Annotated in this window: 16 protein-coding genes, 1 tRNA gene and 1 pseudogene; 10 read left to right on the top strand and 8 right to left on the bottom strand. The window is 69.7% G+C overall.

Translation table 11 applies throughout. The annotated features are described in order from the left end of the window. Nucleotides 1-27 precede the first annotated feature (27 nt). From ACK4TT_RS12435 to ACK4TT_RS12420, 4 genes are all read left to right on the top strand, one after another. The gene (locus tag ACK4TT_RS12435) at nt 28-492 is read left to right on the top strand and encodes a hypothetical protein (RefSeq protein WP_409633371.1); all 465 of its coding nucleotides are present in this window, start codon (nt 28-30) and stop codon (nt 490-492) included. A 207-nt stretch (nt 493-699) separates the two neighbouring features. Continuing rightward, nucleotides 700-2,610, top strand: a complete 1,911-nt coding sequence (gene dnaK, locus ACK4TT_RS12430; protein WP_409633369.1) for a molecular chaperone DnaK — start codon at nt 700-702, stop codon at nt 2,608-2,610. A 174-nt stretch (nt 2,611-2,784) separates the two neighbouring features. After that, complete coding sequence (gene dnaJ / locus ACK4TT_RS12425) at nt 2,785-3,948, top strand: molecular chaperone DnaJ (RefSeq protein WP_410213065.1); 1,164 nt, start codon at nt 2,785-2,787, stop codon at nt 3,946-3,948. A gap of 199 nt (nt 3,949-4,147) precedes the next feature. Then, nucleotides 4,148-4,870 carry a transglutaminase-like cysteine peptidase gene (locus tag ACK4TT_RS12420; RefSeq protein WP_409633365.1) on the top strand — a complete coding sequence of 241 codons (723 nt, stop codon included), beginning with the start codon at nt 4,148-4,150 and terminating at the stop codon, nt 4,868-4,870. Between the two features lie 6 nt (nt 4,871-4,876). Here ACK4TT_RS12420 and ACK4TT_RS12415 read toward each other — a convergent pair whose 3' ends face one another. Further along, nucleotides 4,877-6,808, bottom strand: a complete 1,932-nt coding sequence (locus tag ACK4TT_RS12415; RefSeq protein ID WP_410213064.1) for a PQQ-binding-like beta-propeller repeat protein — start codon at nt 6,806-6,808, stop codon at nt 4,877-4,879. A 162-nt stretch (nt 6,809-6,970) separates the two neighbouring features. Between ACK4TT_RS12415 and ACK4TT_RS12410 the strand changes: the two genes are divergently transcribed. The 3 genes from ACK4TT_RS12410 to ACK4TT_RS12400 all read left to right on the top strand — a co-directional run bounded on the left by ACK4TT_RS12410 (nt 6,971) and on the right by ACK4TT_RS12400 (nt 9,426). Then, nucleotides 6,971-7,047: transfer RNA gene (locus ACK4TT_RS12410), tRNA-Arg, on the top strand. 274 nt (nt 7,048-7,321) lie between these two features. Further along, the gene (locus ACK4TT_RS12405) at nt 7,322-7,606 is read left to right on the top strand and encodes a hypothetical protein (RefSeq protein WP_410213063.1); all 285 of its coding nucleotides are present in this window, start codon (nt 7,322-7,324) and stop codon (nt 7,604-7,606) included. Nucleotides 7,607-7,752: 146 nt separating this feature from the next. Next, nucleotides 7,753-9,426 carry an MFS transporter gene (locus ACK4TT_RS12400; RefSeq protein WP_410213062.1) on the top strand — a complete coding sequence of 558 codons (1,674 nt, stop codon included), beginning with the start codon at nt 7,753-7,755 and terminating at the stop codon, nt 9,424-9,426. 4 nt (nt 9,427-9,430) lie between these two features. Here ACK4TT_RS12400 and ACK4TT_RS12395 read toward each other — a convergent pair whose 3' ends face one another. From ACK4TT_RS12395 to ACK4TT_RS12385, 3 genes are all read right to left on the bottom strand, one after another. Then, a complete protein-coding gene (locus ACK4TT_RS12395; protein WP_410213061.1) occupies nt 9,431-9,793 on the bottom strand; it encodes a hypothetical protein in 363 nt (120 codons plus the stop codon). Nucleotides 9,794-9,996: 203 nt separating this feature from the next. Further along, entirely contained in the window at nt 9,997-11,646 is a 1,650-nt protein-coding gene (locus ACK4TT_RS12390) for an ATP-binding protein (RefSeq protein ID WP_410213060.1), read from the bottom strand. Between the two features lie 215 nt (nt 11,647-11,861). Then, nucleotides 11,862-12,380, bottom strand: coding sequence for a BLUF domain-containing protein (locus ACK4TT_RS12385; protein ID WP_410213088.1), 519 nt, complete (start codon nt 12,378-12,380; stop codon nt 11,862-11,864). A 647-nt stretch (nt 12,381-13,027) separates the two neighbouring features. Here ACK4TT_RS12385 and ACK4TT_RS12380 point away from each other — a divergent pair. Together ACK4TT_RS12380 and ACK4TT_RS12375 are read left to right on the top strand one after the other, a co-directional pair. Then, on the top strand, nt 13,028-14,092 hold the full coding sequence (locus ACK4TT_RS12380) for a chemotaxis response regulator protein-glutamate methylesterase (protein ID WP_409633353.1): 1,065 nt from the start codon (nt 13,028-13,030) through the stop codon (nt 14,090-14,092). Beyond that, nucleotides 14,089-14,928, top strand: coding sequence for a CheR family methyltransferase (locus tag ACK4TT_RS12375; protein ID WP_410213059.1), 840 nt, complete (start codon nt 14,089-14,091; stop codon nt 14,926-14,928). The genes ACK4TT_RS12380 and ACK4TT_RS12375 overlap by 4 nt, the downstream gene beginning before the upstream one ends. A 116-nt stretch (nt 14,929-15,044) precedes the next feature. Here ACK4TT_RS12375 and ACK4TT_RS12370 read toward each other — a convergent pair whose 3' ends face one another. The 3 genes from ACK4TT_RS12370 to ACK4TT_RS12360 all read right to left on the bottom strand — a co-directional run bounded on the left by ACK4TT_RS12370 (nt 15,045) and on the right by ACK4TT_RS12360 (nt 21,106). Next, nucleotides 15,045-17,444, bottom strand: coding sequence for a methyl-accepting chemotaxis protein (locus tag ACK4TT_RS12370; protein ID WP_410213058.1), 2,400 nt, complete (start codon nt 17,442-17,444; stop codon nt 15,045-15,047). 147 nt (nt 17,445-17,591) lie between these two features. Next, nucleotides 17,592-18,134 carry a chemotaxis protein CheW gene (locus ACK4TT_RS12365; RefSeq protein WP_409633347.1) on the bottom strand — a complete coding sequence of 181 codons (543 nt, stop codon included), beginning with the start codon at nt 18,132-18,134 and terminating at the stop codon, nt 17,592-17,594. Next, nucleotides 18,131-21,106: a chemotaxis protein CheW gene (locus ACK4TT_RS12360; RefSeq protein ID WP_410213057.1), complete on the bottom strand. Its 2,976-nt coding sequence runs from the start codon at nt 21,104-21,106 to the stop codon at nt 18,131-18,133. Before ACK4TT_RS12360 ends, ACK4TT_RS12365 begins: the two co-directional genes overlap by 4 nt. Before the next feature lie 357 nt (nt 21,107-21,463). Between ACK4TT_RS12360 and ACK4TT_RS12355 the strand changes: the two genes are divergently transcribed. After that, nucleotides 21,464-21,850 carry a response regulator gene (locus ACK4TT_RS12355; RefSeq protein ID WP_409633343.1) on the top strand — a complete coding sequence of 129 codons (387 nt, stop codon included), beginning with the start codon at nt 21,464-21,466 and terminating at the stop codon, nt 21,848-21,850. Between the two features lie 9 nt (nt 21,851-21,859). Here ACK4TT_RS12355 and ACK4TT_RS12350 read toward each other — a convergent pair. Beyond that, nucleotides 21,860-21,967, bottom strand: a pseudogene (locus tag ACK4TT_RS12350) (IS5/IS1182 family transposase); the annotation flags it as partial.

Here is a 21,967-nt window from a genome sequence, read left to right as displayed (position 1 = left end):
TCCGCGATGGCCGCGCCCGAGGTTCCGATGAAGCCTTTCGCCCTCCGCCGGCTCGCGGCCGGCGAGCGCGAACTCTGCGCCGAGGTCTTCGGGCCCGCCCTGGACGCCGGCCGCGTGCGCCTGTTCGCCCTTCCCGCTTGGACCCGCGCCTTCGTGGCGGGGCCGGCGCTGATCGTCTGGCCGGCGCGGACGGCCAGGGCGGACTTCGCGGCGCCGCACGTCCCCTTGCGGGATCAGGCGACGTTCGTGCACGAACTCGCCCACGTCTGGCAGGCGCAGCACGGCGTCTCGCTTCTCCTGGCCAAGCTCAAGGCGGGCGACCGGCCGGCGTCCTACGCCTACGACCTCGCCCAAGGCCCGGACTTCCAGGAACTGAACATCGAGCAGCAGGCAATGGTGGTGGAGCACGCCTTCCTCGCCTCGCGGGGCGGCCATGCGCCGCACCCGCCGGAACTCTACGCGAACGCCCGCTCGGCCTGGCGGCGGGCTTGAGCCATGTCCTTGTCAGGATTGGGGACATTCGCACTTGCGGGGGCCCCAAGTTTCCCCATATCGGCTAGCGACGCTGGTTTCCGGGGCGAAACGCCTCCCGGGGACCAGCCGAGACCTGATCGAACCGGGGGCGTCGCAATCCGAAGGGCGCTTCGCTAGAAGGCCCACCCGCGGCGTCCGCCAACAAGGAGCGAGCAAGACTCTCACATGAGCAAGATCATCGGCATCGACCTCGGCACCACGAACTCGTGCGTGGCCATCATGGACGGCAAATCGCCGAAGGTGATCGAGAACGCGGAAGGTTCCCGCACGACCCCCTCGGTCGTGGCCTTCATGGAAGACGGCGAGCGGCTGGTCGGCCAGCCGGCCAAGCGCCAGGCGGTGACCAACCCCACCAACACCTTCTTCGCGATCAAGCGCCTGATCGGGCGCCAGTTCTCCGACCCGACGGTTGAGAAGGACAAGGGCATGGTGCCCTACGAGATCGTGAAGGGTCCGAACGGCGACGCCTGGGTGCGCGCCCACGGCAAGGACTATTCGCCCCAGCAGATCTCGGCCTTCATCCTGCAGAAGATGAAGGAAGCCGCCGAGCAGCATCTCGGCGAGAAGGTCGAGAAGGCGGTCATCACCGTTCCCGCCTACTTCAACGACGCCCAGCGCCAGGCGACCAAGGACGCGGGCAAGATCGCGGGGCTTGAGGTCCTGCGCATCATCAACGAGCCCACCGCCGCGGCGCTCGCCTACGGCCTCGAGAAGAACGAGGGCAAGAAGATCGCTGTCTACGACCTGGGCGGCGGCACCTTCGACGTCTCGATCCTCGAGATCGGCGACGGCGTGTTCGAGGTGAAGTCGACGAACGGCGACACCTTCCTGGGCGGCGAGGACTTCGACCTGCGGATCGTCGACTACCTGGCCGACGAGTTCAAGAAGGAGCAGGGCGTCGACCTGCGCAAGGACAAGCTCGCCCTCCAGCGCCTGAAGGAAGAGGCCGAGAAGGCCAAGAAGGAGCTGTCGAGCGTCACCCAGTACGAGGTGAACCTGCCCTTCATCTCGATGAACCAGTCGGGTCCGCTGCACCTGAACATCAAGCTGTCGCGCGCCAAGCTCGAAGCCCTGGTCGAGGACCTGATCAACAAGACCGTCGGCCCCTGCGAGCAGGCGCTGAAGGACGCGGGCCTGAAGAAGTCCGACATCGACGAGGTGATCCTGGTCGGCGGCATGACCCGCATGCCCAAGGTCGTCGAAACCGTGAAGGAGTTCTTCGGCCGCGAACCGCACAAGGGCGTGAACCCCGACGAGGTGGTGGCGCTGGGCGCGGCCGTACAGGCGGGCGTGCTGCAGGGCGACGTCAAGGACGTGCTGCTGCTGGACGTGACCCCGCTGACCCTGGGCATCGAGACCCTGGGCGGCGTGTTCACCCCGCTCATCGAGCGCAACACGACCATTCCGACGAAGCGCAGCCAGGTGTTCTCCACGGCCGACGACAACCAGTCGGCGGTGACCATCCGGGTGTTCCAGGGCGAGCGCCCGATGGCGGCGGACAACAAGCTGCTGGGTCAGTTCGATCTGGTCGGCATCCCTCCGGCTCCCCGCGGCGTGCCGCAGATCGAGGTGACCTTCGACATCGACGCCAACGGCATCGTGAACGTCCAGGCGCGCGACAAGGCGACCAACAAGGAACAGTCGATCCGCATCCAGGCCAACGGCGGCCTCTCGGACGCGGACATCGAGGCCATGGTCAAGGACGCCGAGTCCCACAAGGCCGACGACGAGAAGCGCAAGGCGGCCGTCGAGGCCAAGAACCAGGCCGACGCGGTCATCCACTCGACCGAGAAGGCGCTCGCCGAACACGGCGACAAGGTCTCGGAAGGCGATCGGAACGCCATTCAGAGCGCCCTCGACGACCTGAAGGGCTCGCTGGAGTCGGGTGACGCGGAAGCCATCTCGGCCAAGACCCAGACGCTGATTCAGGCGTCGATGAAGCTGGGCGAGGCCATGTACAAGGCCCAGCAGGACGCCGCCGCCCAAACCGGCGGCGAAGGCGCCCAGGCTTCTTCGGACGATGTGGTCGACGCGGAGTTCGAGGAAGTGGACGGCGACGAGAAGAAGTCGGCGTGACAACGCGTCCCCTGGCGCCCTCCGCCCCTGCCAGCGAGGAGGGCGCCATTGGGGACGTCGCCCCCGTCTTCGCGGGAAATGTCGCCCTCGCCCACTCGGCTGGTGTAAGCCTTGCAGTCGGGCGGGGGCCCACCCACTTCAATTCCAGCCTGATTTTGAGCGCCTGACAGTTCGATGCGGGACTATTACGAGATCCTGGGCGTCACTCGCGGCTGCGACGAAGCGGCCCTGAAGGCTGCGTTCCGCAAGCTGGCGATGGAGCACCACCCGGACCGCAACGGCGGTTGCGAGGAGGCCGCCGGCCGCTTCAAGGAAATCAACGAGGCCTATTCGGTGCTGTCCGACCCGCAGAAGCGGGCGGCCTACGACCGCTTCGGCCACGCCGGCGTGAACGGCATGAACGGGGGCGGCCCCGGCGGCGCCCAGTTCCACGACGTGCATGACATCTTCAACGAGGTGTTCGGCGACGTCTTCGGCGACATGTTCGGCGGTCGTGGCGGCCGCGGGGGTCGTTCGGCGGGTCCGGCCCGCGGCGCCGACCTGCGCTACGACCTGGAGATCACCCTCAAGCAAGCCTACGCCGGCGCCGAGGTCGAGATCACCGTGCCCGCGACGCTCACCTGCGAGACCTGCGAGGGGTCGGGCGCCAAGCCGGGCACGGGCCCCACGACCTGCACCACCTGCCACGGCGCGGGCCGCGTGCGGGCCACCCAGGGATTCTTCTCCATCGAAAGGGCGTGCCCCCGCTGCGGCGGCTCGGGCCAGATCGTGCTGGACCCCTGCACGGATTGCCACGGCATGGGCCAGGTTCGGCGCGAACGGACGCTGGCCGTGCGCATTCCGCCGGGCGTGGACGATGGCGCGCGCATCCGGCTGGCCGGCGAAGGCGATGCGGGGCAGCGCGGCGGGCCGCGCGGCGACCTCTACATCTTCATCTCCGTGCAGCCGCACGAACTGTTCGAACGCGACGGCCTGGACCTGCTGTGCACCGTGCCGGTGCCGATGTGCGTGGCCGCCTTGGGCGGTGAGATCGAGGCGCCCTGCCTGATGGGCGGCGAGAACTGCGACGGGAACTGCAAGGTCACGGTCAAGGTCCCGGAAGGCGCCCAGACCGGCAAGACCGTCCGCGTGAAGGGCCGGGGCATGCCGTCCCTGCGCTCGCGCGAGCGCGGTGACCTGGTGGTGGAGCTGTTCATCGAGACCCCCACCAAGCTGACCCCCCGCCAGAAGGAGCTGATGCGAGAGCTCGCCGGCCTCTGCGGAGAGCAGCAGCATCCGAAGTCGGCCACCTTCATCGGCAAGGCCAAGCGCTTCTGGGACGAGGTGACCGGGGCCTGAGCCCGCCGCCGGCGCCGGTGCGACGCCGCGCCGCGCCAATAGATCGATTATTGCGACAATGCGCCACGGACGGCGCTCATATTGAGTAACTGGCGGCGGCCAAGGGTGGTTCTTGCCCCATATTGAGTAGTGGGCGGAATATCTCCCCGCACTCCCCCAGACTAGGTCGACGGCCTCTTCCCAAAGCCGGGCCGTCGTCTTGCCGATCTACACGCTTCCGCGCGCGGGCCTGCTCGCGCTCGTCTTGTCCCTCACCGCCCAGATGGCCTGGGCCGCGCCGTCCATGCCGGTCGGGCGGACCGGCCTGCCGCCGGTGGGCTGGGTCGCGTTCTGCGCCGAGCGCCCGCTGGCCTGCGGGACCGATGCCGAGGCCGTGCGCGCCGGGGCGGCCCGGGCCCGCGCCGAACGTGAGGCGCTGCTGGGCGGCCGCCCGCTCCCCGAAGCCCCTCGGACGCCGGTCCCGTCGGCCGCGGCGGCGACCCCGGCTCCGGCCGATCCTCCGATCCTCTCGCCGGGCGTCTGGGCCCTGCTGGTCTCGGTCAACGCCAAGGTGAACCGGGACCTGCGGCCGCGAGCCGACACAGGCTCGGCGGACGACTGGTCGCTGCCCCTGCAGGACGGCGTGGGCGTGGGCGACTGCGAGGATTACGCCCTCGAGAAGGCCCAGGCGCTTCTCCGGGCCGGCCTGCCCCGCAGCGCCCTCAACCTGGCGCTCGCCACCACCGAGACGGGGGAGTTTCACGCGGTGCTGCTCGTCTCGACCCGCGGCGGCGACTTCGTGCTGGACAACCGGACGGACGAGGTCCGCCGTTGGGACCAGGTTCCCTACCGCTGGCGCGCCCGCCAGGTGGGTGGCGAGCCCTTCGCCTGGGCCACCGCGCCCCGCGCCGTCGGCGGGGCCGACAGCCGCGCCGGACGCTGATCGCCGCTACTTAGCCCTGGGCTTCAAGGCCACGAGCACATTGCCCGGCTGCTGGCCGAAGGCGGCGTAGCCTGAGCTGACGAAGACGAGGCCGTCGCCGGCGAAGATTCCCGCCGCGTCGATCGAGCCGCCCGCCCCGGCCAGCCCGTTCACCGCCTGATAGGCCTGGGCGGTGTCGTAGACCCCCAGCACGTCGCCCTTGGCGGCGTCGAAGACCCACAGGCGACCGTCCAGCGATCCGGCCAGCACCGCCCCGTCGATCACCAGCGGCGGGGCCGACAGGCCGTACTTGCCCGCGCACGTCGGCATCCGGGTCTTGCGGTCGCCCTCGCAGTCGGGGGCGGCCTTCCACTGCCAGGCGACCTTGCCGGTGGCCACGTCGATGGCGTGCAGGCCGGCGGCGGACCTGTCGGCCGGCACGTTGGGGTCGCTGATCGGCGCGAACACCCGCACGCCGTCCGTGGCGATTCCCCAGTGGACGCCGCCCAGCGGGGTGCCCGGCCCGAACTGATGGCGCCACAGGACCTTGCCGTCGCGGGCGTCCAGGGCCCAGACTTCGCCCGACTTCTGGCCGGCCAGGATCACGTCGCGGCCCTTGCTTCCCTTGAAGATCACCGGCCCGCCGCCGAAGTCGTGGTCGCGGAGCACGCTGCCTTCGTTCGCGAAGAAGCAGTTGGGGTTGAGCGGCCGCCCCGGCGCGGGCGGCCCCACGGGGCACGACATGTTCCAGACATCGTTGGCCAGGGCCTGGAACACCCACTTCTCCCGGCCCGTGGCCAGGTCGATGGCGACGACGGCGTCGCTGGTCTTGGTGGCGGGCGGCGAGGTGTTCTCGCCGGTGGCCGTGTAGACGACCCCCTTCTTGAGATCGACGGCGGGGCTGGACCAGATCGGCGCGCCCGAGGGCCCGTAGGTCTCGACGCCGTGGGAGGTCTTGCGGCCCAGCGGCTTGGCGTCCTCCATGGTGTGCCAGGTCCACAGCGTCTTGCCGGTCGCGGCTTCCACCGCGACGATCGCCCCGTGGCTCTTGCAGCATTCGAAGGTCGGCCGCATGGCGTTGGCCACGTCCATGGCCGACACGGGCACGATGATCTTCTCGCCGGCGAACAGGGGCGAGCCGCTCAGCGGCACGTTCTTGTCGTGGCGGGGGTCGACCCGCCAGGCGATCTTGCCGGTCTTCGCATCGAGCGCCACGAGCTGGCCGGCGTTGTCGCCGCCCACCACCGCCAGCGGCCCCTTCGGTCCCAGGCGGCCCACGGCCAGGCTGTTGCGGATCGGCGACGGAAGCTCCGAGGCCCACTTCACGCAGCCGGTCCTGGTGTCCAGCGCCAAGACGTAGTTCGTCTGGCCGGCGGGATAGAACAGGGTGGAGCCCACCACTACGCCCTGGCTGCGCAGGCTGCTGGTGCGCGGGAAGGCGAAGGTCCAGGCGACCTCGAGGTCCGCGACATCCCGGGTCTTCAGGCCCGCCTGGGCGGCGCTCATCCGCCGGCCGTTGTCCTGGCCGACTCCGAAGCCGAGCTGGGCGGGCGGACCCGACAGGTCCACCTCGCGCCTGTCGGGTGCGCACATGGCCTTTTCGATCCACGCGGTCCCAAGCGGCCCTTCCGGTGCGGCGAGGTATTCGACGAGCTCGCGCATCTGGCGCCGCGTGAGCTGGTCGCCCACCGGCTTCATCACGCCTGTGGTGAGGGCGGTGGTGAGCGTCTGAGCGCTCATCTTTCGCAGGTTCGCCACCGGAGCCGCGCGGCTGCCGGGCTCGGGCTTGTCGTGGCAGGCGGCGCAGTACTGGTCATAGACCAGCTTGCCGGGCGTGGGGGCGTCGTCCGGCGCCTGGGCGCTGGCCAGCCGGCCGAAGCCGAGACCCGCCGTCAGGGCCAGGGCGGCGACCGCCGCCGCGGCCGCTCCGCCCCGCGTCGTCCGCGTGAAGACGCCCATCGCATTCCCCCCAGAACATACCGGCCGTTCGACGGCTCGCTCTCGGCGGACGCTAGCCGCCGACCGTGAACGCAAGATTGCCCGGCTGAAATCCTCGGGCGCAAGCCTCGTCCGGTTTGCCGGACGCCGCGCTTTCGGCTAGAGAGGCGGCCCGCTGAAGACGCACCCGTAGCTCAGCTGGATAGAGCGTTGCCCTCCGAAGGCAAAGGTCACACGTTCGAATCGTGTCGGGTGCGCCAGCGGACTTCACCGAAGCTTCGCGCCCAAGCTTCCCAAGAGGACGCGCATGCGCTATGCCGCGCTCGCCCTGTCTGAATGGTGAGCATTCGCGATGCGCGCCCCGCGCCTGATCTCGAAGACCATGATGATTACCACCCGCCATCACGGACGGGGGCGATCCCGCGCGGCCTGACGACCCGCCAGATCGAAGTTTCCACCCCGCTCCGGCCAGGACGCGGGGTTTTTTAATGGGCCCTTCCCGGCCGGAGCCGTCCTTCAAGGAAAGGTTCCCCGATGTCGAAGTTCCCCAGAACGCCCGCCGAGGCCGCCGAGCGGTTCGCCGCCGCCCTCCCCGCCGCGCCCGCCCGCGTGGAGGTCCGCCTGGACAGCGCCCAGGGGATGCCGGGTCTGTGCGCGGTCGAAGCGGTGCTCGGGCGGGCATGGCCGGCGGGCGCGGCCAAGGAGCTCGTATGGCTGACACGGGCCGCCGACACCGATCGGGACCAGCTCGAACTGCGCGCCTACGGCCCGGCCAACGAACTGCTGGCCGAGGCGGTGCACGAGTTCCGGGGCGGTTGAGGTTCCCCGGCCGGGCCATCGCCGTTAGACGAAGGTCGATCTCCCGTTCGGCCGCGCTTGCGGGCAGTGTGGGGTCTTGGGAACGGGGGCTGCAGAACCCTCGCCCGTTCACTGCACCCCGTCAGCGGGGGTCATCGGAGGGCGCCATGAGCAACACCACCTATTCCCCGACCGCGGTGGACGCCGAGCATACGGTAGACCGGAACGACCGGCTCGTGATCGGCGCCTCGTCGGTCGGCGCTGTCTTCGAATGGTACGACTTCTATCTGTACGGCTCACTGGCCAGCTACATCACGACCCACTTCTTCTCGGGCGTGAACGAGACGACCGGCTACATCTTCGCCCTCCTGGCCTTCGCGGCCGGCTTCGCCGTGCGACCGTTCGGGGCGCTGGTGTTCGGCCGCCTCGGCGACCTGTGGGGCCGCAAGAACACCTTCCTGGTGACCATGCTGCTGATGGGTCTCTCCACCTTCGCGGTGGGGCTCCTGCCGTCCTACGCCCAGATCGGCGTGGCCGCCCCGGCCATCCTCATCCTCATGCGCCTGGTCCAGGGCCTGGCCCTGGGCGGCGAATACGGCGGGGCGGCGACCTACGTCGCCGAGCACGCGCCGCACGGCAAGCGCGGGTTCTACACGAGCTGGATTCAGACCACGGCCACGCTCGGCCTGTTCCTGAGCCTTGCGGTGATCCTGGCCACGCGCCTGGGCATGGGCGAGGACACCTTCAAGGAATGGGGCTGGCGGATCCCGTTCCTGGTCTCGATCCTCCTGCTGATGGTCTCGATGTGGATTCGGCTGAAACTGCAGGAGAGCCCGGCGTTCCAGCGCATGAAGGAAGAGGGTAGGGGCACGACCCAGCCGCTGAAGGAGAGCTTCGCGCGCTGGGGCAACCTGAAGATCGTCGTCCTGGCGCTGGTGGGCCTCACCGCGGGCCAGGCGGTGGTCTGGTACACCGGACAGTTCTACGCACTCTTCTTCCTCGAGAAGATGCTGAAGGTCGATGGCGCGCTCACCAACACCCTGGTGGCCGTGGCGCTGCTGATCGGCACGCCCTTCTTCGTCCTGTTCGGCTGGCTGTCGGACCGGATCGGCCGCAAACGGATCATCCTGGCCGGCTGCCTGCTGGCCGCCCTGACCTACTTCCCGCTGTTCAAGGCGCTCACCTGGGCGGCCAACCCCGACCTCGCGCGCGCCGCGGCCTCCAGCCCGGTGACGGTGATCGCCGATCCCGCCGACTGTTCGGTGCAGTTCGACCCCGTCGGCAAGACGGTGTTCAACAGGAGCTGCGACATCGCCAAGTCGTACTTGGCCAAGGCGGGCGTCACCTATCAGAACCAGGCCGCGCCTGCGGGCGCCGGGGCCCAGGTGAAGGTCGGCGACCAGGTCATCGCCTCGTTCCCCGGCCAGACGCTGCCCAAGGCGGAGTTCAACGCCCGGAAGACGGCCTGGGAGAAGAACATGGGCGCCATTCTGGCGGCGGCGGGCTACCCGGCCAAGGCCGACCCGGCCAAGGTCAACAAGCTGGGCGTCGTCGCCATCCTGACCCTGCTCGTGATCTACGTGACCATGGTCTACGGCCCGATCGCCGCCATGCTGGTGGAGCTGTTCCCGACCCGGATCCGCTACACCTCGATGAGCCTGCCCTACCATATCGGCAACGGCTGGTTCGGCGGCTTCCTGCCCACCACCGCCTTCGCCATGGTCGCGGCCACCGGCGATATCTACTACGGTCTCTGGTACCCCGTGGTCGTGGCGGCGATCACCTTCGTGATCGGCGCCCTGTTCATCCGCGAGACCAAGGACGTCGACATCCACGACTGACTGATCATCGCCGTCGTGGCCGCCTACATGGCCGCGTTGTTCCAGGCGGCTTGGCCGGGCGACCGCCGTTCGGGCTCAGCCCAGGCCCTGCAGATGGCTTCGTCGGGCCGGCGCGGTTCTTGGGCAGGTCGGCGAACTGGATGCCGTTGTCGGTCGGCGCCGTGTGGATCTGGTGGGGGACGGCCGCGACCAACTCGTCGAGGAACGCCCTGGCGCCTTCAGTGGCCCGCTTCACCCGGCGAGCGAAGGCGTACTTCGACGTCCTGTCCACGGCCACAAAGAGGTGGAGCTCGCCGTCCTCGGTGCGCACCTCGGCCGCCAGCACGGCCGAGCGAGGAGCCTTGGGTCCCATCGGCGCGTCATGCATGAAGTCTCGCCCGCGCCACTCGCGCACCGTCCTGCGGTTCAGCCCGTCCCGCTGGGCTTCCTCTTGGATCGGAGCCTTCGATCGCCGTATCGCCGCTCGGATGGCGTGCGTGGCCGTGGCGCCGCCGTGGAGCATCTGGCCCATAGCTCCTGCCGGTGTGAGCACTCGGCTAAGCCGAGCCCCCACGCCGTGGGACCAGACAGCTAAGCGCCGCCCACGGCCCGCAGCACCCGGAACAGCCGGTCCACCTCCACGGGCTTGGGCACCACGTCGTCCATGCCGGCGGCGCGGTACTCGGCCACCTGGTGCTGCATGGCGTTGGCGGTGAGCGCCACGATCGGCGTGCGGCCGCGGCCCTCCGCCGCCTCGCGGCGGCGGATGACCCCGGTGGCCGTCGGTCCGTCCATCTCGGGCATCTGGACGTCCATCAGGATCAGGTCCCACGGCTCGCGCTCCCAGGCCTCCACGGCGGCCCGGCCGTTAGGCACCACCACCGGTTCGACGCCCAGCTGGGCGAGCAGCGTCTTGAGCACCAGCTGGTTCATGCCGTTGTCCTCGGCCACCAGCACGCGCAGCAGCGTCTCGTCGGGCACGATCTCCGGCGCCGGCTCGGCGGCGGGTTCCTCGACCTTGCCGATCCGCTTCAGCGGCAGGCGTACAGTGAAGGCCGCGCCCTTGCCCGGCGCGCTCTCGACCGCGATGGAGCCGCCCATCATCTCCGCCAGGTCGCGGCAGATGGCGAGGCCCAGGCCGGTGCCGCCGAAGCGCCGGGTGGTGGAGGCGTCCCCCTGCTCGAACTTCCTGAACAGCTGGGGGGCCTTGCCGGCGGGTATGCCGATGCCGGTGTCCTTGACGACGATCCGCAGCTCGCCGCCCCGGCGGCTCACCGCCACCTGGACGGAACCCTCCTCGGTGAACTTGAGGGCGTTGGAGATCAGGTTGTGCAGGATCTGGCGCAGGCGCAGCGGGTCGCCCAGGTAGACGCCCTCCGCCGGCCCGGAGACGTGGACGCCGAAGTCCAGGCCCTTGGCGGCGGCCACGGCGGCGAAGGTGGCGTGGGCGCCCCGGGTCAGCTCCTGGATGTCGAACTGGGTTTCCTCCAGTTCGAGCTTGCCGGCCTCGATCTTCGACAGGTCCAGGAGGTCGTTGAGGATGGCGAGCAGGCTCTCGCCCGACTGTCGGATGACGGTCAGCCGCTCGCGCTGGTGGGGCGGCAGGTCGTCCTCCATGGCCATGGCCTGGGCCATGCCCAGCACCCCGTTCAGCGGCGTGCGGATCTCGTGGCTCATGGCGGCCAGGAAGGCGCTCTTGGCCTGGTTGGCGGCGTTGGCCTCCGCGGCGGCCAGCGCCAGCGCCCGCTCCGCCTGGCGCCGGTGCGAGACATCGCGGAGGATGGCGGTGAAGATCAGCCCCTTGGACGTGTTCAGCCGCGACAGGCCCACCTCGAGGGGAAATATGTCGCCGTTCTTGCGCAGGCCCGAGATGTCCTCGCGGGCGCTCATGCGGCGGCTCGCCACCGAGCCGCTGGCGAACGCTGCGACGTGCCCCCGATGGGCCTCGCGATGGGCCTTGGGGATCAGCTGCTCGAGCTGCTCGCCCAGAACCTCCTCGGCCTGGTAGCCGAAGATCGCCTCGGCGCCGGGGCTGAACAGCAGGATCCGGAGCTTCTCGTCGACCACGACGATGCCCTCGGACGAGATGTTCAGGATGCCCGTAAGCACATCCTGCATGCTGTCGCCCAGCCCCGCGCGCAGCAGCAGCGAGCGGCGTAGCATCGACCGCGCCCGGCGGCCCTGGCGGGCGATCGTCTGGCGCAGCCTTGGTTCGCTGGTCTTCCCTTGGGAAGCGCTCATGCTGGGCGGTCTCCTGAGAGCCGGGGCGCCGGCGTCGGCTCAGGTGACCTGATTTGCCAGCCAGGCGGCAGCCTCATCCGCACGCGGCCCGCAACGCCACCTGCGGCCCAGTTCCCGCCGCCCCCGGGGGGATTTTGGACCACCCAGAGTGGAAATTTCGAGCCCCAAGGGGCAACGACCCGGAGGGGTGTGGCCTGTTGTCGCATGCCGCCGGTTCAAGCGCAGTTCGACAGGGAATCCGGCCCGGCCGGACCGTTGGCGCAGCTTCGGTCCAGGCACTCCGCCGCCAGGGTGCAGGCGGCGGGCCGGCCGCGCCGGCTGCGCGGCTCCAGGCGCTGCAGGTCGCGCATCGTCGCCAGCAGGCCCAGGGCAGAGGCGGGGGACAGGAGCTCGGGCTTGAAGCCGTCGCGCAGCGCCGGTTCGTGCGCGAAGGCCGCGCCGTCGTCCGTGAACACGCCGCAACACAGGCTCCAGTCGGCGAACTGGCGGCTGACGATGGCGCGGCTGTCGAGCAGCTGCACGTCGGTGTGCCTGGGGTCGAGCAGGATCGCGCCGTAGACCTGGCGCACCGCGTCCTTGTCGCCCTCCAGCACCTGCAGGAAGCGGCCGTTGCAGGCGAGCAGCGCGCCCGTCACGCCGAGGGCGGCGTTGCGCTTTGCGGCCGAGTCCGTGATGGCGTCGACCGTGTCCCGCAGGCTCGCGCCGGGCTCCGCCTTGATCCGGCTGTGGTAGATCAGGCGGTGAAGAAGCTGGGTCTGAGGGGCCGGTCCCGGGGGGGGCCGCGACGATCGGCCGCTCCCGGACGCCTTGGCCGGCCCGGCCCTCCGGCGGCCGGCAGACGCCGATCCCGCCTTCCTCGCAGGCCTCGAAGAGAATCCCGATCTCCCCGAAGGCGCCGACGATCGCGTTCAGGGTGCGGATGTTCGCCTCGACGGGCCCCCGAATGCGTTCGAGCCGTTTTATCGTCTCCAGACTGAGGCCGCAGCGGCGCGCCAGTTCCGCCTGCTCTATCCGGGCCAGGGCCCGCCCGGCCCGGATCTGTTCACCAGTGAGCGAAAGCGAGCGAAAGGGCATGCATCCTCCAGTATATCGAAATGCACTTCAGGCGCATTTTGGCCTCTGGCGCCAGAAACCATAGGTTTCCGGGGCCCGGATTACACCCTAGGGAGCAGAACAAACCTTACTGGACCTTTGCATGCGTCGAGAGATTGCCTCCACCCACCGCAAGTAGTCTGGTTAACTAATAATTCGCCTAATAATAATATCTCGTTTTTCTGAAGTACGACCCGGCCTCAAGCAGTCGCGAGGCGGGCGACGAGCTTTGCGGAGCGGCCGTGACGGCCGTCAAGGGAGGTGAGCCTTGGCGTTGGTGGAGGGGGGCGTGGCTGCCGATGTGCGGACGCGCGTTATGGTGGTGGACGATTCCGCCGTTGTCCGGGGCCTGATCGCGAAACAGTTGGCGGCCGATCCCCGCATCGACGTGGTCTGCACGGCCTCCAACGGCGAGCTGGCGCTCCGGGAGTTGGAACGCCACGACGTCGACATCGTCGTCCTCGACATCGAGATGCCCGTGATGGACGGAATCACCGCCCTGCCGCTCATCCGCGCCCGGCGGCCCGGCGTGCGGGTGATCATGGCTTCGACCCTGACCCGCCGGAACGCCGAGATCAGCCTGAAGGCGCTGCAGCTCGGCGCCTCCGACTACGTGGCCAAGCCGGAGACCGGCCTTGCCGGCGCCCAGGAGTTCCAGCGGGAGCTGCTGTCGAAGATCGCCGCCCTCGCCCCGAAGCGCCGACCGGCCGCGGCGGCTTCGGCCATCCAGGCGGCGTGGCCCCGCACGCCTCTGGTTACGCGCCCGCGCAAAGGGCGGCCTCAGGTCCTGGCCATCGGCGCGTCGACGGGCGGCCCGCCGGCGCTGCTGCAGGTCTTCGAGGCGATCAAGGGGGCGATCTCGCAGCCGATCCTGCTCACCCAGCACATGCCCGCCACCTTCACCGCCCTGCTCGCCGAACAGCTCGCCCGCGCTGGCGACCGTCCTTGCGCGGAAGCCCAGGATGGCGAGCCGGTGCTGGGCGGCCGCTGCTACGTGGCCCCGGGGGGCTGGCACATGACCGTCGAGCGTGACGGGGCGGGCGCCGTCATCCGCCTGAACCAGGATCCGCCCGAGAACTTCTGCCGTCCCGCGGTCGATCCCATGCTGCGCAGCGCCGCCAGGACCTATGGGCCGGGGGTCTTGGCGCTGATCCTGACCGGGATGGGCGCCGACGGCGCCAAGGGCTGCGCCGCGGTCGCCCAGGCGGGCGGCCGGTTCATCGTCCAGGACGAGGCGACGAGCGTCGTGTGGGGGATGCCCGGCGCCGCCGCCGCCACCGGCCTCGCCGAAAGCGTCCTGCCCATATCGGAGATCGGACCATGGGTTCGACGTGCTGCGGAGGCGGCCCAATGACCGGCCCGGACTTCGAGCACTTCTGCCAGTTCATCCGCGCGCGGTCGGGCCTCGTGCTGACGCCCGAGAAGGCCTACCTGGTCTCCAGCCGCCTGGCGCCGATCGCCCGGGCGGAGGGGCTGCCCGGGGTTCCAGAACTCCTCGCAAGGCTGCGCGCCGGCGCCCCGGAAGCGCTGGTCCAGCGCTGCGTCGAGGCCATGTGCACCCACGAGTCCTTCTTCTTCCGCGACGGGGCGCCCTTCGAGCAGCTCGCCCAGCGGGTGCTGCCCCAACTGATCGAAGCCCGCCGCGGCGGAAGCCGGTCCCTCAGGATCTGGTGCGCGGCCTGCTCGAGCGGCCAGGAACCCTACTCGGTGGCCATGGTGCTCCAGGAACTCGCCGCGCAGCTTTCCGGATGGAAGCTGGAGGTGGTCGCCACCGACCTGTCCGAGCCGATCCTGACGAAGGCCCGCAGCGGCCTCTACAGCGACTTCGAGGTCAACCGGGGCCTTTCGCCCGAGCGGCTGAAGCGCTGGTTCGTACGCGAGGGGAAATCCTGGCGCATCTCGCCCCAGCTGCAGCAGGTGGTGTCGTTCCGCACCCATAACCTGCTGCACGGCGTGGGCGGCCTGGGCGCCTTCGACGTCATCTTCTGCCGCAATGTGCTGATCTATTTCGACGTGGCCCAGAAGCGGACCATCCTGGCCGACCTGGCCCGGATCCTCGCCCCCGACGGCGCGCTGTTCCTCGGCAGCGCCGAGACGGTGCTCGGCGTCACCGACGCGTTCGAGCTCGCGCCCGGCGCGCGCGGCCTCTACCGCCCGGCCGCGCCCAGGGCGCTCGCCCGCACGGCCTGACGACGAAGGCCCGGCTGGAGTCTGACGCCGGGCCGTTCGTCTCCCAAACAGCGGACAAAAGGAAAGGCCCCGCAGCCGTCGGGCTGCGGGGCCGAAGCTTCGGCGGGGAGCCGAGGCTACTTCTTCATGAATTCCTCGATCTCGGCGCGAAGCTGATCGAGTTCCTGGGCCTTGGTGGCCAGGAGGTTGGTCGCGCCCAGCATGTCGGCGGCGGCCTGGGCGTTCTGGCCCGCCGCGTCCGTGACGCCAGTGATGTTGGACGAAACCTCGCGGGTGCCGGCGGCGGCCTCCTGGACGTTGCGGGTGATCTCCTGGGTGGCCGCGCCCTGTTCCTCCACCGCCGAGGCGATGGCGGCCGAGGCCTCGTTGGCCTGCTCGATCGTGCGGCGGATGCTCTCGATGGCCGAGACCGCCGCGTTGGAGGCCTTCTGGATCGAGCCGATCTGCTCGGCGATCTGCTTGGTCGCCTTGGCGGTCTGGTCCGCCAGGTTCTTGACCTCCGAGGCCACCACCGCGAAGCCCTTGCCCGCCTCGCCGGCGCGGGCCGACTCGATGGTCGCGTTGAGCGCCAAGAGCTTGGTCTGGGAGGCGATCTCCTGGATCAGGCCCACCACCTCGCCGACGCGGTCGGCCGAGTCGGCCAGACCTCGCATCGTCTCGTCCGTCGAGAGCGCCTCGTCCACCGCCTGACGGGAGATGCTGGAGGACTGCTCGACCTGACGCGTGATCTCCTGGATCGAGGCCGACAGCTCCTCGGCGGCCGAGGCCACCGTCTGGACGTTGGACGAGGCCTCGTCAGAGGCGGCGGCGACGGCGGCCGCCTGGTTGCTGGTCTCCTCGGCGCTGGCGGCCATGGTCTGGGCCATGCCGCGCATGTTGTTGGCGGCCTCGGCCACCTCCTGGCTGAAGTCGTTGACCTTGGCGATGAAGCGGAGCTGTTCGGTGATGATGTTCCAGGTCAGCATCACCGCGAGGTATTCGCCGCCGTCGCCGCGCAGGGCCTGGACGTTCAGGTCCAGGTTCTCGCCGCCCAGGCTGATGGTCGCGCGGTGGGGCAGGTTGTTGGGGTCGGCCAGCAGGCGGCGCTGCATCGACGGGTTCTTGTGGAAGATGTCGATGCTCTCGCCGATCAGCTTGTCGGCCGGGATCGGCAGGTGGGCCTGCAGCCCCCTCAGCGTCTCGACCGTCCGCTTGTTGATGTAGTTGATCCGCAGGTCCTGCGGATCGCAGACCATGACGTTGAACGGCGCCACGTCGAGCACCCGGCTCAACCGGTCGTTCTCGACCTCGCGGCGGACCTGCTCGGTGATGTCGGTGGCGTACTTGACCACTTTGAACGGCCGCCCGGAGGCGTCCATGATCGGGTTGTAGGAGGCCTGGATCCAGATGTCCTCGCCCGACTTGGTGATCCGCTTGTAGCGGCCCGCGTCGTACTCCCCTCGGCCCAGCTTTTCCCAGAACGCCTTGTATTCAGGGGAGGAACGCTCGGCGGGGTCGACGAACATCGAGTGGTGCTTGCCGCGCACTTCCTCTGCCGAGTAGCCGAGCGCGCCCAGGAAGTTGGCGTTGGCCTCGATGATCGTGCCGTCCAGGTGGAACTGGATGACGGCCTGGGCCTTGCTGATCGCGGCGAGCTGGCCCGCGGCGTCGGCGGCCGCGAGCTTCTCGGCCGTGATGTCCGAGGCGTACTTCACGACCTTGAAGGGCTTGCCGTTCTTGTCGAAGATCGGGTTGTAGCTGGCCTGGATCCAGATCTCGCGGCCGCCCTTGGCGATGCGCTTGTACTGGCCCGCGTCGAACTCGCCGCGGCCCAGCCGATCCCAGAAAGCGCGGTACTCGGGCGTTCCCTTCTCGGCGGGGTCCAGGAACATGCTGTGATGCTGCCCGCGGATCTCGTCGATCGTGTAGCCCAGGGCGTTCAGGAAGTTGTCGTTGGCGTCCAGGATCTTGCCGGTGGTGTCGAACTCGATCACCGCCTGCGAGCGACGGATCGCGTCGATCTGCCCCTTGTAGTCCTCCAGGAGCGCGGCCTGGTCTTCCGCCGCCTCCCAACGTTCCTGAACTGCGCGCGCCATGGCGTTGGTGCCGGCCATCTGATCCTCCGTATCCCGGTTGAGCACGTCGGCGCGGGCGGATTCCGCCAGGGCGCCGGCTTCAGCGATGTCGTCGTCGTCGGCGCCCAGCTCGCGGAGGGTTTCCGCGAGATGTCCCACCACGGCGTCGAAGTGACTGTCGTCCAGGCCCGCCGCGGCGAGCCTGCGATGGGCCAGGCGAAGATTCTGGCCGGTGTAGATGTTCGGACCCCCCATCAGCATGGTGAGGAACGCGCGTTGGCGCTCCACCTGCCTGGGCATGTCCACCTCGCCGAAGAAACCGGAGATCCGGTCGTCGGCGAGAATCTTCTGGTAGAAGATGTCGACGGCGGCCTCGACCGCCGGCGCCCCCCCGAGCCGCTCGAACAGGCTGGGGGGCGATCGCCTCCCGACCTTTCTCGCGGCGGCCGTCTTGCTGGTCATCACGTCCCCCTGGCTAGACCCGCAAAGTAAGAACCGGCCCGGCTGGCCTGATCGTCACCCGCTCACTCAGGGTGGCGCCGCCATCAACACGCGCGCGGCCAGCATCCGGATCGGCTGCTACTTCAAGAAACATGTCCCGAGGCCGCCTCATGCCGCCGCCTCGGCGGGCTCGCCCTCAGGCTCCCGGGCGACGGCTGCGGCGGCGGCGCTTCCGGCGCCCGCCGCCCCCAACGGCCGGCCCAGGGTCAGCACCTCCTCGACCTTCAGCACCAGGAGCAGCTCGCCTTCCAGGCGGTAGAGGCCGCTACAGACGCCCCGCCAGTCGCCCGAGAGCGTTACCGGCGGGGGTTCGTGCGAAGAGGCGGGCAGCCAGAGCACGTCGCCCACGTCGTCGACCAGCAGGGCGTAGAGTTCGCCGTTCCGCTCGACGATCACCGACATGAAGCCTTCGCCGGCGCCGCGGGGCTCCATGCCGAGCCGGCGGCGCATGTCGATGGCCGTCACGATGCGGCCCCGCAGATTCAGCGAGCCCGCCACCTCCGGCGGGCCCAGAGGAACGCGGTTGATGGCCGTCTGGGCGATGACGTCCTGGACCTGCAGGACGGGGACGCCGAACGCCTGGCCCCCGATCCGGATGGAGACGAGGCCTTCGGTCGCCTCGGCGGTCGCGATGTCGGCTGTCAGGCTCATGCGGCGCCCTTCATCTCGTCCAGCGCGCCCGAGACGGCGGCCAGCAGGGTGGTGGTGTCGAAGGGGCCGCCCGACCCCTGAGGATTGTGCAGCGCCAGGCTCAGCAGCGGGGTGCGGTGCCAGTCCTTCGCCTGGCCGAACGCCTGGGCGAAGGCCCGGACCTGGGCCTCGCCCGCGCCGGTGTCCGCCATGATCAGGTGGAAGTGCTCGCCGCCCTGGTAGAGCGTCAGCGCCGCGTTTGGATCGGGGACGACCGTGACGTCGTAGCCCGCCTGCGACAGCAGGGGCCGCAGCAGGAGCTGGGAGAACGGGCTGCCGTCGATGACCAGCAGCCGCTTCAGGCTGGCGGCCGGGCCCGGCGGCGGCGCGGCCGGGCGCGGCGGCGCGGCGGCGCCCTGGCTGGCGGGCGCATCGTCGTTCACCGCCCGCGCCCAGTAGTAGCCGACGTCGATCAGTTCGGTGGCCTTGCCGCCGATGATCAGGCTGCCGGCCGCGCCGTCGTTGCGGGAGGCCAGGTCGGAGTCCACCGAGCTTTCGACGATGTCCACGATCTCGTCGACCAGCAGGCCGATCGCCCGATCGCCCTGGGCGAAGACCAGCAGGGGGCGCCGAGCCGACCCTTCCCAGGTCGCCGCGGGCTGGGCGTCTGCCCCCACCACCGGCATGAGCCGGCCGCGGTACTGGATGACGGTGCGCCCGTCGACGCGCTCGATCTGGTCGGCGGCGAGCTCCTCGATGCGCGAGACGGTGGCGAGCGGCGCGGCCTTCAGCGCCTCGTTCGCCGCCCGGAAGACCAGCAGGGCCGCCGAGTCGCCGCGGCCGGCCTGGGCCGAGGCGTCGGCGTCGTCCAGGGTCGCGGCCCCGGCCTGGCCGGCGCCCGCCTCCACCGAGATGCCCTTGGGGTCCAGGATCAGGATCACCGAGCCATCGCCGAGGATGGTGGCGCCTGAATAGAGCTTCAGGTGGCTCAGCACCGTGGCGACCGGCTTGACCACGATCTCCTCGGTGTCGAACACCCGGTCCACGATCACGCCGAAGGTGAAGGCGCCCACGCGGGCCACGAGGATGCAGGTCTCGCCCGAGGGCTCGCCCACGGGCTCGAGGCCGAGCAGGGTCTGCAACGGCACCAGCGGCAGCAGCCGGTCGCGCAGGCGCAGGACCGCCGAGCCGTCGATGTACTCGATCTCCCGGCCCGAGGCGCCGCTGGCGCTGACCAGCTCCACCACGCAGGACTGGGGCATGGCGAACCGCTCGCCGCAGCATTCCACGATCAGCGCCGAGACGATGGTCAGGGTCAGCGGAATCCGGATGGTGAAGCGCGTCCCGGCGCCCTCCACCGAGTTGAGATCGATCGCGCCGCCGATCTTCTCGATGTTCGTCCGCACCACGTCCATGCCGACGCCGCGGCCCGAGACCGAGGTCACCTGGGAGGCCGTCGAGAAGCCGGGCAGGAAGATCAGCTCGCGGGCGTCGGCGTCCGACATCTGCTCGGCCTGCGCGGGCGTCACCAGCCCGGAGGAAACCGCCTTGGCGCGGATCTTGTCCGCCGGCAGGCCGCGGCCGTCGTCGGAAACCTCGATGACGATCGCCCCGCCCTCGTGGCGCGCCTGGAGGGTGATGCGGCCGGTGTCCGGCTTGCCCGCGGCCCGACGCTCGGCCGGGGTCTCCAGCCCGTGATCCGCCGCGTTGCGGATCATGTGGGTGAGCGGGTCCTTGATCAGCTCCAGGACCTGCCGGTCGAGCTCGGTCTCCTGGCCGTGCATGACGAGGTCGATGCTCTTGCCGAGATCCTGGGCCAGGTCGCGGACCAGGCGCGGCAGCTTGGCCCACGCGCCGCTGATCGGCTGCATGCGGGTGGTCATCACCCCTTCCTGCAGCTCGCTGGTCACCTGGTTCAGGCGGTTCAGCGGCGCGGCGAAGGGGCTCTCGGGCTCCAGGCGCAGGGTCTGGATGAGCTGGTTGCGGATCAGCACCAGCTCGCTGACCACGGTCATCAGGTGCTCCAGCGCGTCCACGCTCACCCGGATGGTCTGCGCCGCCCCGCCGCCCTCGGTCGTGGCGGCGGGCTTCGCGGCCGGCGGCTTGGCGGGCGCCGGGGCCGCGGCCCCGACGACAGGTTCGACGACGGCCTCGACGACGGGCCCGGGTTGCGGGGCCTCGGGCTCCACCGCCGCCACGATGTCCGGCGCCTGGGGTTCGACCGCCGGCTCGGCGGCGGCCGGTTCGCCTGGCAGCGCCAGGGCCTTCAGCTCGGCGATCGCCGCCGCACCCACGTCCAGGTCGTGCAGGGCTCCGGCCACCACGTCGAAGGCGGCTTCCAGCGCCGCGTCGCCCGGGGCGGCCTCGGCGAGGGCGCCCAGGCCGCTGGCGAAGGCGCCCGTGGCCTCGCCCTTGCGGGCCAGCGCGCACAGGCTGTCGCGCACCGCGGCCAGCAGGCGGTCGGGATCGGCCTCTCCGAACAGCGGTGCGAGGGCCGGATCGCCCTTCAGCTTGGGCAGGGCCATTTCAGCCGCGGCGTCCAGCGCCGCGTCGCCGCCCAGCCTTTCGATCAGGCTGCGGCCGTCCTGGGTTGCGGCTTTCGGCGCCTCCGCGGCCGGAGCGGCCGCGTCGGCCTCCATCACCGCCTCCAGGCGGGCGATCAGGGCGCTGTCGTCGCCCTCCGGTTCGGCGCCGGTCGCCGCCAGCGCATCCACCAGCGACCGAATCAGGTCCACCGTGTCGAGCACCGCCGACACCGCCGTCGGCGTCACCGGGACGACGCCGTCCCGGAAGCCGCCCAGAACGTTCTCCGCGGCATGCGCCACCGTCTGCAGGCGCATCAGCCCCAGGAAGCCGCAGGTGCCCTTGATCGTGTGGATCAGGCGGAAGATTCCGCTCAGGGTCTCCGGGTCCTCCGGCTGCTGCTCGAAGCGCACGAGCTCGCTGTCCAGCGCTTCCAGGCCCTCTCGCGTCTCCGCGATGAAGTCACTCACCAGATCGTCCAACGCCGCCCCCCGGTCGCAAACGTCCACCCTGTTCGGGCGGTGTAAGGCGGCGGCTGAAACGGTTAATGCGAGGCTAACGATAAAGTATAAGCCGCAGCAAATTAGGACGCCTCCTCCCCATTTTGGGTAACGTGCAGACTATCCCGCGCGGAGGTGTAGAAAAATCTCGACCTGATACAACCTAAATCATCTTACAGGTCACGAAATTGCACCTCAGGCGTCGCGGTTTACACTCCACGACCCAAGTGTTCGGCGCGCAGTGGCCGCATGGTTACTCTTTGTTATCCGTTTCGCGAATTCCGTTGTCCGGAGCCTGGCGACACAGGTTCGAGGAAGGGACGGGGCATGGCGGTCGACAAATCCATGAACGTGCTGGTCGTCGACGACTACAAGACGATGATCCGGATCATGCGCGGGCTGCTGGACCAGCTCGGCTTCAAGAACGTCGATGACGCGGTCGACGGGACGACCGCGCTCGAGATGCTGAAGCACAAGGACTACGGGCTGATCCTGTCGGACTGGAACATGCAGCCGATGACGGGGTACGAGCTGCTCAAGGCCGTCCGCGCCGAGCCGCGCACGAAGAACACGCCCTTCGTGATGGTCACCGCCGAGGCCAAGACCGAGAACGTCATCGCGGCCCGCCAGGCGGGCGTGAACAACTACATCATCAAGCCCTTCAACCTCGCGGTGCTGAAGCAGAAGCTCACGACCGTCTTCGGGGAGCTCTAGGGTCCAGACTCATAACCACCAGATGACGATGGCGGCGAGGCAGACGGCTGCGGCGTAGGTGCAGGCGAGCTTGTCGTAGCGGGTGGCGATGCGTCGGAAGTCCTTGAGGCGGCAGAA

This window comes from Phenylobacterium sp. (assembly GCF_046463815.1).
GTDB lineage: Bacteria > Pseudomonadota > Alphaproteobacteria > Caulobacterales > Caulobacteraceae > Phenylobacterium.
Note: the sequence above shows the minus strand (reverse complement) of the source record. Positions and strands in the feature narration are given on the sequence as shown.

Coding starts and splice junctions, on each gene's coding strand:
- dnaK (WP_409633369.1), top strand. CDS start 700: ATGAGCAAGATCATCGGCATCGACCTCGGCACCACGAACTCGTGCGTG.
- ACK4TT_RS12355 (WP_409633343.1), top strand. CDS start 21,464: ATGGCGGTCGACAAATCCATGAACGTGCTGGTCGTCGACGACTACAAG.
- ACK4TT_RS12415 (WP_410213064.1), bottom strand. CDS start 6,808: ATGGGCGTCTTCACGCGGACGACGCGGGGCGGAGCGGCCGCGGCGGCG.
- ACK4TT_RS12370 (WP_410213058.1), bottom strand. CDS start 17,444: ATGACCAGCAAGACGGCCGCCGCGAGAAAGGTCGGGAGGCGATCGCCC.
- ACK4TT_RS12395 (WP_410213061.1), bottom strand. CDS start 9,793: ATGCATGACGCGCCGATGGGACCCAAGGCTCCTCGCTCGGCCGTGCTG.
- ACK4TT_RS12365 (WP_409633347.1), bottom strand. CDS start 18,134: ATGAGCCTGACAGCCGACATCGCGACCGCCGAGGCGACCGAAGGCCTC.
- dnaJ (WP_410213065.1), top strand. CDS start 2,785: ATGCGGGACTATTACGAGATCCTGGGCGTCACTCGCGGCTGCGACGAA.
- ACK4TT_RS12375 (WP_410213059.1), top strand. CDS start 14,089: ATGACCGGCCCGGACTTCGAGCACTTCTGCCAGTTCATCCGCGCGCGG.
- ACK4TT_RS12405 (WP_410213063.1), top strand. CDS start 7,322: ATGTCGAAGTTCCCCAGAACGCCCGCCGAGGCCGCCGAGCGGTTCGCC.
- ACK4TT_RS12435 (WP_409633371.1), top strand. CDS start 28: ATGAAGCCTTTCGCCCTCCGCCGGCTCGCGGCCGGCGAGCGCGAACTC.
- ACK4TT_RS12400 (WP_410213062.1), top strand. CDS start 7,753: ATGAGCAACACCACCTATTCCCCGACCGCGGTGGACGCCGAGCATACG.
- ACK4TT_RS12390 (WP_410213060.1), bottom strand. CDS start 11,646: ATGAGCGCTTCCCAAGGGAAGACCAGCGAACCAAGGCTGCGCCAGACG.